The organism is Kitasatospora phosalacinea (genome assembly GCF_000717185.1).
In the GTDB taxonomy this organism is placed as follows: Bacteria; Actinomycetota; Actinomycetes; order Streptomycetales; family Streptomycetaceae; genus Kitasatospora; species Kitasatospora phosalacinea_A.
Window position 1 is genome coordinate 1 of record NZ_JNYE01000173.1, and the last position, 5838, is coordinate 5838.

Here is a 5838-nt window from a genome sequence, read left to right on the forward strand (position 1 = left end):
GGAACGGGGGGTGGAAGGGCGGGTGGGACGGGGGCTGGGAGGGCGGCGCCGGGGGCGGGGGGCCGGGGGCGGCCTGCCAGCTCTGGGTGACCGCGTCGTTGACCAGGCCGGCCTGGCGGTGGGAGTCCGTCCAGGCGGTGCCGTCCCACCAGCGTTCCTGCCCGGTGCCGGGGACGGGGTACCAGCCGGGCGGCGTCGGGGTGCTCACGGCCGCTACCGTACCGCCCCGGGGGCCGCCCTCCCCAGACGGTCCGCGGTCACGAATCGGGCACCGTGGACGGTGTGTTGACGAACCGCCGGGTTCCGGCGGGTCAGTCCAGGGCGCGGCCCATCCAGACGTCGTCGACGTAGTCGCCGTCCAGCAGGAAGTGCTCGGGCAGCACGCCGAGGACCGCGAAGCCGGCCCGTTCGTAGAGGCGGCGGGCCGGGGCGTTGCGGGCGAGCACCCGGAGCGTCATCCGGCGGGCGCCGTCGGCGCGGGCGGCCGCGCAGGCGGCGGCGACCAGGGCCTCGCCGATCCGGCGGCCGCGGGCCGCGGGGAGCACGCCCAGGCCCTGGATCTGGCGGACGTGCGCGTTGGAGGGCAGCGGGATCTCGCCGACCTGGCGGACGTAGCCGACCACCCGGCCGTCGAGTTCGGCCAGCAGGTACTGCCCGGGGTGGTGCGCCTCGTCGAAGACCGGGGCGTCCTCGGGGCCGCGCGGGGCGACCTCGCTGAGCGGGGACCAGGTGGCGTGGTCGACGGCGCGGATCGCGCGCTCGTCCTCGACCCGCGCCGGGCGGATGATCACATCGTCGGATGGCATGGCGGTCATGGTAGACGCCGCTCCGCGACGGGGTTCCCGGGTTTCTGAACGGGTAAGCGGGGCCGGACTGGGAGGATGGCCGGTATGCGAATCGCGGTGACAGGTTCCACGGGGTTGATCGGGTCCGCGCTGGTGGACTCCCTGCTGGCGGACGGGCACGAGGTGCTGCGGCTGGTGCGGCGGCGCTCGCGCACCGGGCCGCAGCCGGACGGGACGGTCGGGGTCGGCTGGAACCCCCAGCTGATGCAGATCGACGCGGCCGCACTGGAGGGCCTGGACGCCGCGGTGCACCTGGCCGGCGCGGGCGTCGGCGACCGGCGCTGGACGGACGCCTACCGGCGGGAGATCCGGGACAGCCGGGTGCTCGGCACCGAGACGCTGGCCGCCGCGCTGTCCCGGCTGAAGGAGCCGCCGCGGGTGCTGGTCAGCGCCTCCGCGGTCGGCTACTACGGGCAGACCGGCGACCAGCTGGTCGACGAGGACGCACCGGCCGGGAGCGACTTCCTGGCCGAGGTCTGCCGGGAGTGGGAGCGCGCCGCCCGGCCCGCCGCGGACGCCGGGATCCGGGTGGTGCACCCGCGCACCGGGCTGGTGCTCGACCCCGCGGGCGGCGCCGGGGCGCGGCTGCTGCCGCTGTTCAAACTGGCGCTGGGCGGTCGGCTCGGGAACGGCGGCCAGTACTGGTCGCTGATCTCGCTGGCGGACGAGGTGGCGGCGCTGCGCTTCCTGGTCGAGCACGAGGCGCTGTCCGGGCCGGTCAACCTGACCGGGCCCGTGCCCGTCACCAACCGCGAGCTCACCGCGGAACTGTCCCGGCAGCTCGGACGCCCGGCGGCGTTCGCGGTGCCGGAGTGGGCGCTGCGCACCGCCCTCGGGGAGATGGCCGTGGAGGTGGTGGGCAGCCACCGGGTGGTGCCGAAGGCGCTGCTGGACGCGGGGTTCGAGTTCCGCGACCCGGACGTGGGGGCGATCGTCGCGGCGGCGCTCGGGGAGCGGTAGGGGGCCCGCCGGGGAACGGCGGGGAGCCCACCGGGGAACGGTGGCGAGCCCGCCGGAGCGTGACGGGGCGTCAGCGGGGGGCGCACGGGTGCAACCTGGCGGCGCGCAGGGCGCGGGCGGTGACGGAGTGCGCCCGCACCCGCTCCGCGCGTCCCGTTTGACGCACGCTGGGTGACCGTCCGGATCCCCTGTGTCGCCACGCCGGTGCGATGAACCGATTGGGCGTCACCGGGCGGTCTGGACCCCCGGATGACGGGGCATCACCAGTGCGGACCACGTCCGCCCCCCGCTGCCCGCCCCGGCACCCACCCGCTCGCTCGCGGGCACCGCCGCGCGCGGCGGCCGCGGAGGGCTCCGCCAGGGAGGGAGCACCCACTCGTGCCCGCACAGGACTTCATCGGCCGCACCCAGCGCGGCCGGTCCGGCGACCCCGACGCGATCGTCGTCGGCGCCGGCGTCGCCGGACTGACCGCGGCGACCGCGCTCGCCGCCCAGGGCCTGGACGTCCAGGTCCTGGAGGCCACCGAACGCGTCGGCGGCCGGATGGCCACCCGCGAACTCGACGGCTTCCGCCTCGACCACGGCGGCCACCTGCTCAACACCGCCCACCCCGAACTCGCCCGCCGCCTCGACCTCGACCGGCTGGAGCTGCGTCCGCTCGCCCCCGGCGTCCTGGTGCACGCCGGGGGCCGCAGCTACCGGGTCGGCGACCCGCAGCTCACCCCCGCCCGGCAGGCCGCCGCCCGCGGGCCGCTCGGCACGCCCCTGGACAAGGCCCGGCTGGCCGCCACCCTCGCCCGGCTCGCCGCGACGCCCGCCGAGCGGCTGCTCGCCCGCCCCGAGACCACCGCCGCCCGGGCCCTGGCCGACCGCGGCCTGCCCGCCCGCACCGTCGACGGCTTCCTGCGCCCGCTGCTCGGCGCCCTGCTCTCCGACCCCGCGCTCGGCACCTCCAGCCGGGTCGCCGACCTGGTGCTGCGCGCGTACGCCCGCGGCCGCCTGTGCGTCCCGGCGGCGGGCGTCGGGGCGGTGCCGGCCCAGCTGGCCGCCCGGCTCCCGGAGCACGCCCTGCGGCTGGGCGTGGAGGTCACCGCGGTCGGCACCGACGGCGTGGAGACCGCCGCGCACGGCCGGGTCCGGGCCCGCGCGGTGGTCGTCGCCACCGACGCGGCGACGGCCGCCGCCCTGCTGCCGGGCCTGCGGCAGCCCGCGTTCCACCCCGTCACCACCTACTACCACGCGGCGGAGCGCTCCCCGCTGGGCGAGGCCGTCCTGCTGCTCGACGCCGAACGCTCCGGCGTCTCGCACTCGCTGGTCCTCAGCGACGCCGACCCCTCGTACGCCGCCGACGGGCGCGCGCTGATCGCCACCACGGTGCTCGGCCGCCGCGCCTTCGACTCCGGCGGCCCGGCCGGCGACGAGGGCGCCGTCCGGCGGCGGCTGGCCGAGCTGTACGGGACCGCCACCGGGGCGTGGGAGTTCCTGACCGTCCGCCACGTCGCCGACGCGGTCGTCTCGATGCCCCCGCCGCACCACTTCCGCCGCACGGTCCGGCTGCTCGCCGGGCTGTACGTGTGCGGCGACCACCGGGACACGGGGACGGTGCAGGGCGCGCTGGTCTCCGGCCGACGGGCCGCGGAGGCCGTCCTGCGCGACCTCGGCGTGCGGGTCGGGCCGGAGGCCGACCGGGCGGCGGCGTAGGACGGCGGCGCAGGACGGCGGAGCGGGAGCGATCGGGGGCCCGGGGAACGGCGGGGCCGGGGCTGCTGGCGGTGCACTGCCGGTGCGTGCGGTGGCTTCGGGTTCTGTTCCTACGGCCCGAAGCAGCACGGACGCATCGACGGGCTCCGGCCGCCAGCAGCTCGGACCCGCCGTTCCCCGAGCCCCTGCTGTGCATGCTCGTCCGCCGAAGAGTTCCCCGAGCCCCTGGCGGGGCTCTCCGGCGGGGCTCTCCGGCGGGGCTCTCCGGCGGGGCTCTCAGATCACCCCCGCCTGGCGGGAGGCCTCTTCGAAGGCGCGGGCGGCGGGGGTGGTGCGGTAGGGGGTGAGGCGGCGGTGGAAGTCGCGGAGGTACTCGACGGTGCGGGCGGAGCGCATCTCGCCCGCGGCGCGCAGGGAGTCGGTGGCCATCGAGCAGGCTTCGTCGACGTCCCCCATGCCGAGCCGGGCGGAGGCGAGGACGAGGCGGCACAGGATGCGGCTGCGGGAGTAGGCGGGGGCCCGGAGGCGGAGGGACTTCTCGGCGTGCTGGGCGGCGGGGCGCCACTGCTGGAGGTCGCGGTAGCAGTGGGCGAACTCGTCGGCGAGCTGGGCGTCGTCGAAGTAGCGGGCCCAGGACGGGACTTCGTCGGCGGTGCGGGCGGTGGCGAGGGCGCGTTCGCAGCGGACCAGGGCGGTGGTGCAGGAGCGGACGTCCCCCGCCAGGGCGTGGCCGCGGGCCTCGGCGGCGTGCATGAGGGCCTGGACGACGGGGGCGGCGGTGGTGCCGACGCCCTGCTGGGCGACGCGGGCGAGCTGGATGGCCTCGCGGGCGTGGCCGAGGTGGACGGCCTGCTGGCTCATGGTGGTGAGGACGAAGCCGCCGAGGACGCGGTCGCCCGCGGCCTGGGAGAGCCGCAGGGCCTGGACGAAGTAGCGCTGGGCGAGGCCGTGCGCGGCGATGTCGAAGGAGGTCCAGCCCGCGAGCCGGGTGAGGTCGGAGACGGCGCCGAACAGGGCGCGTCCGATCTGCTCGCCGTAGCGGCCGCGGAGCATGGGTTCGGCCTCGCTCTCCAGGTACCGGACCAGGGCCTGCCGGGCGTGGCCGCCGCCGTAGGCGTGGTCGAGGGCGCGGAAGAGGTCGCCGACGGCGCGGATGGCGGCGATGTCGCCGCGGCCGACCCGGACGGGGGGCCTGGTCTCCCGCTGCTCGGCGCCCGGTTCGGCGCCGGAGGCTCCCCCGGGGCGGCGCGGGCCCTGCGGGGGGACGCGGGCGCCCTGCGGGGGTGAGCGGAGCTCCTCGGGGGTGAGGGTGGTGCCGTCGCGGGCGACGCGTTCGTCGGTGCGGCCGATCAGCCAGTCGCGGCTGGGGACGACGAGCCCGGCCGGGGTGAAGGCGATCTTGCGGAGTTCGGCGTAGGGGCCGTTGTCCTTGCGCCACATGGAGGCGACGATGTCGACGGCCTCCTGCGGGGTCTCGGCGAACTCCAGCCCGGCGTAGACCGGGGCGCAGGCGTCGAGGCCGACGTCCTGGGCGGTGAGGCGGCGGCCGAGGCGGCGGGTGAAGACCTCGGCGATCAGCGCGGGGGTCGCGCCGCGGGGTTGCTGGCCGCGCAGCCAGCGGGTCACGGAGGTCTTGTCGTAGCGCAGGTCGAGGCCGTGCTCCAGGCCGAGCTGGTCGACCCGGCGGGCGAGGCCGGCGTGCGAGAAGCCGGACTCCTCGATGAGCGCGGCGAGTTGCGGGTTCTGGGCGCGCCCGGCCGCGGGGGCCGGTGGTTCGGCCTGCTCGGGGGCGCGCGGAGGGGTCTCGGCCGCTCCGGTCGGGCGCGGGTCGAGCGGGTCGAGCGGTCGGTACGCCGGGCTGTCGATTACTGGCCGTTGGGGCATAGCAGTCCACACCTCTCAGGCGCCGTTCCGGCCCCTCCTGCCCGGACGGCGCCCCCTGATCGGGAATCGGCGCGAATGTAGCGAGCATTGGGACGCTATGGGTGGATTCGGACCGCCCGTCCTCCGAACGGGTGAACCAGCCCCGCCCGTTGTGAGGAAGCACGGGCGTCGCGTGTTTGAGTTCGGGAGCCGCTGTCCGCGTTCCGGGCGCATGGCGCCGGGCACCACTCGGGCGGGGCATGCTGTGGTGTCCGCCCACATCGTTGCGGGACGTGCGGATTCCTACCGTTCTCGACCATGGACACCACTTCTGCCGCGCCCACCGGGCGCCCGCTGCTGGGCCGCACCGCCATGGTCACCGGGGCCGCCGCCGGCATCGGCCGGGCCTGCGCGGAGGCGTTCGCCGCGGCGGGCGCGCACGTGTACGTCGTCGACCTGGCCGCGGCGC

General features: G+C 77.2%; 6 protein-coding genes. 3 read left to right on the forward strand and 3 right to left on the reverse strand.

Annotated elements, in window-relative coordinates; translation table 11 throughout:
• Both OO57_RS43285 and OO57_RS36835 read right to left on the reverse strand, forming a co-directional pair.
• On the reverse strand, positions 1-208 hold a 208-nt coding region (locus OO57_RS43285), incomplete at its 3' end, for a DUF2510 domain-containing protein (RefSeq protein ID WP_033257210.1).
• Positions 209-311: 103 nt separating this feature from the next.
• Positions 312-815: a GNAT family N-acetyltransferase gene (locus tag OO57_RS36835; RefSeq protein WP_033257211.1), complete on the reverse strand. Its 504-nt coding sequence runs from the start codon at positions 813-815 to the stop codon at positions 312-314.
• A 66-nt stretch (positions 816-881) separates the two neighbouring features.
• Here OO57_RS36835 and OO57_RS36840 point away from each other — a divergent pair, with 66 nt between their 5' ends.
• Together OO57_RS36840 and OO57_RS36845 are read left to right on the forward strand one after the other, a co-directional pair.
• A complete protein-coding gene (locus OO57_RS36840; RefSeq protein ID WP_033257212.1) occupies positions 882-1805 on the forward strand; it encodes a TIGR01777 family oxidoreductase in 924 nt (307 codons plus the stop codon).
• A gap of 378 nt (positions 1806-2183) precedes the next feature.
• A complete protein-coding gene (locus tag OO57_RS36845; RefSeq protein ID WP_081974219.1) occupies positions 2184-3506 on the forward strand; it encodes an FAD-dependent oxidoreductase in 1323 nt (440 codons plus the stop codon).
• A gap of 276 nt (positions 3507-3782) precedes the next feature.
• Here the strand turns inward: OO57_RS36845 and OO57_RS36850 are convergent, their stop codons facing one another.
• Entirely contained in the window at positions 3783-5390 is a 1608-nt protein-coding gene (locus tag OO57_RS36850) for a hypothetical protein (RefSeq protein ID WP_033257216.1), read from the reverse strand.
• A 297-nt stretch (positions 5391-5687) separates the two neighbouring features.
• Here OO57_RS36850 and OO57_RS36855 point away from each other — a divergent pair.
• The coding region (locus tag OO57_RS36855; protein ID WP_033257217.1) for an SDR family NAD(P)-dependent oxidoreductase at positions 5688-5838 on the forward strand (151 nt) is incomplete at its 3' end.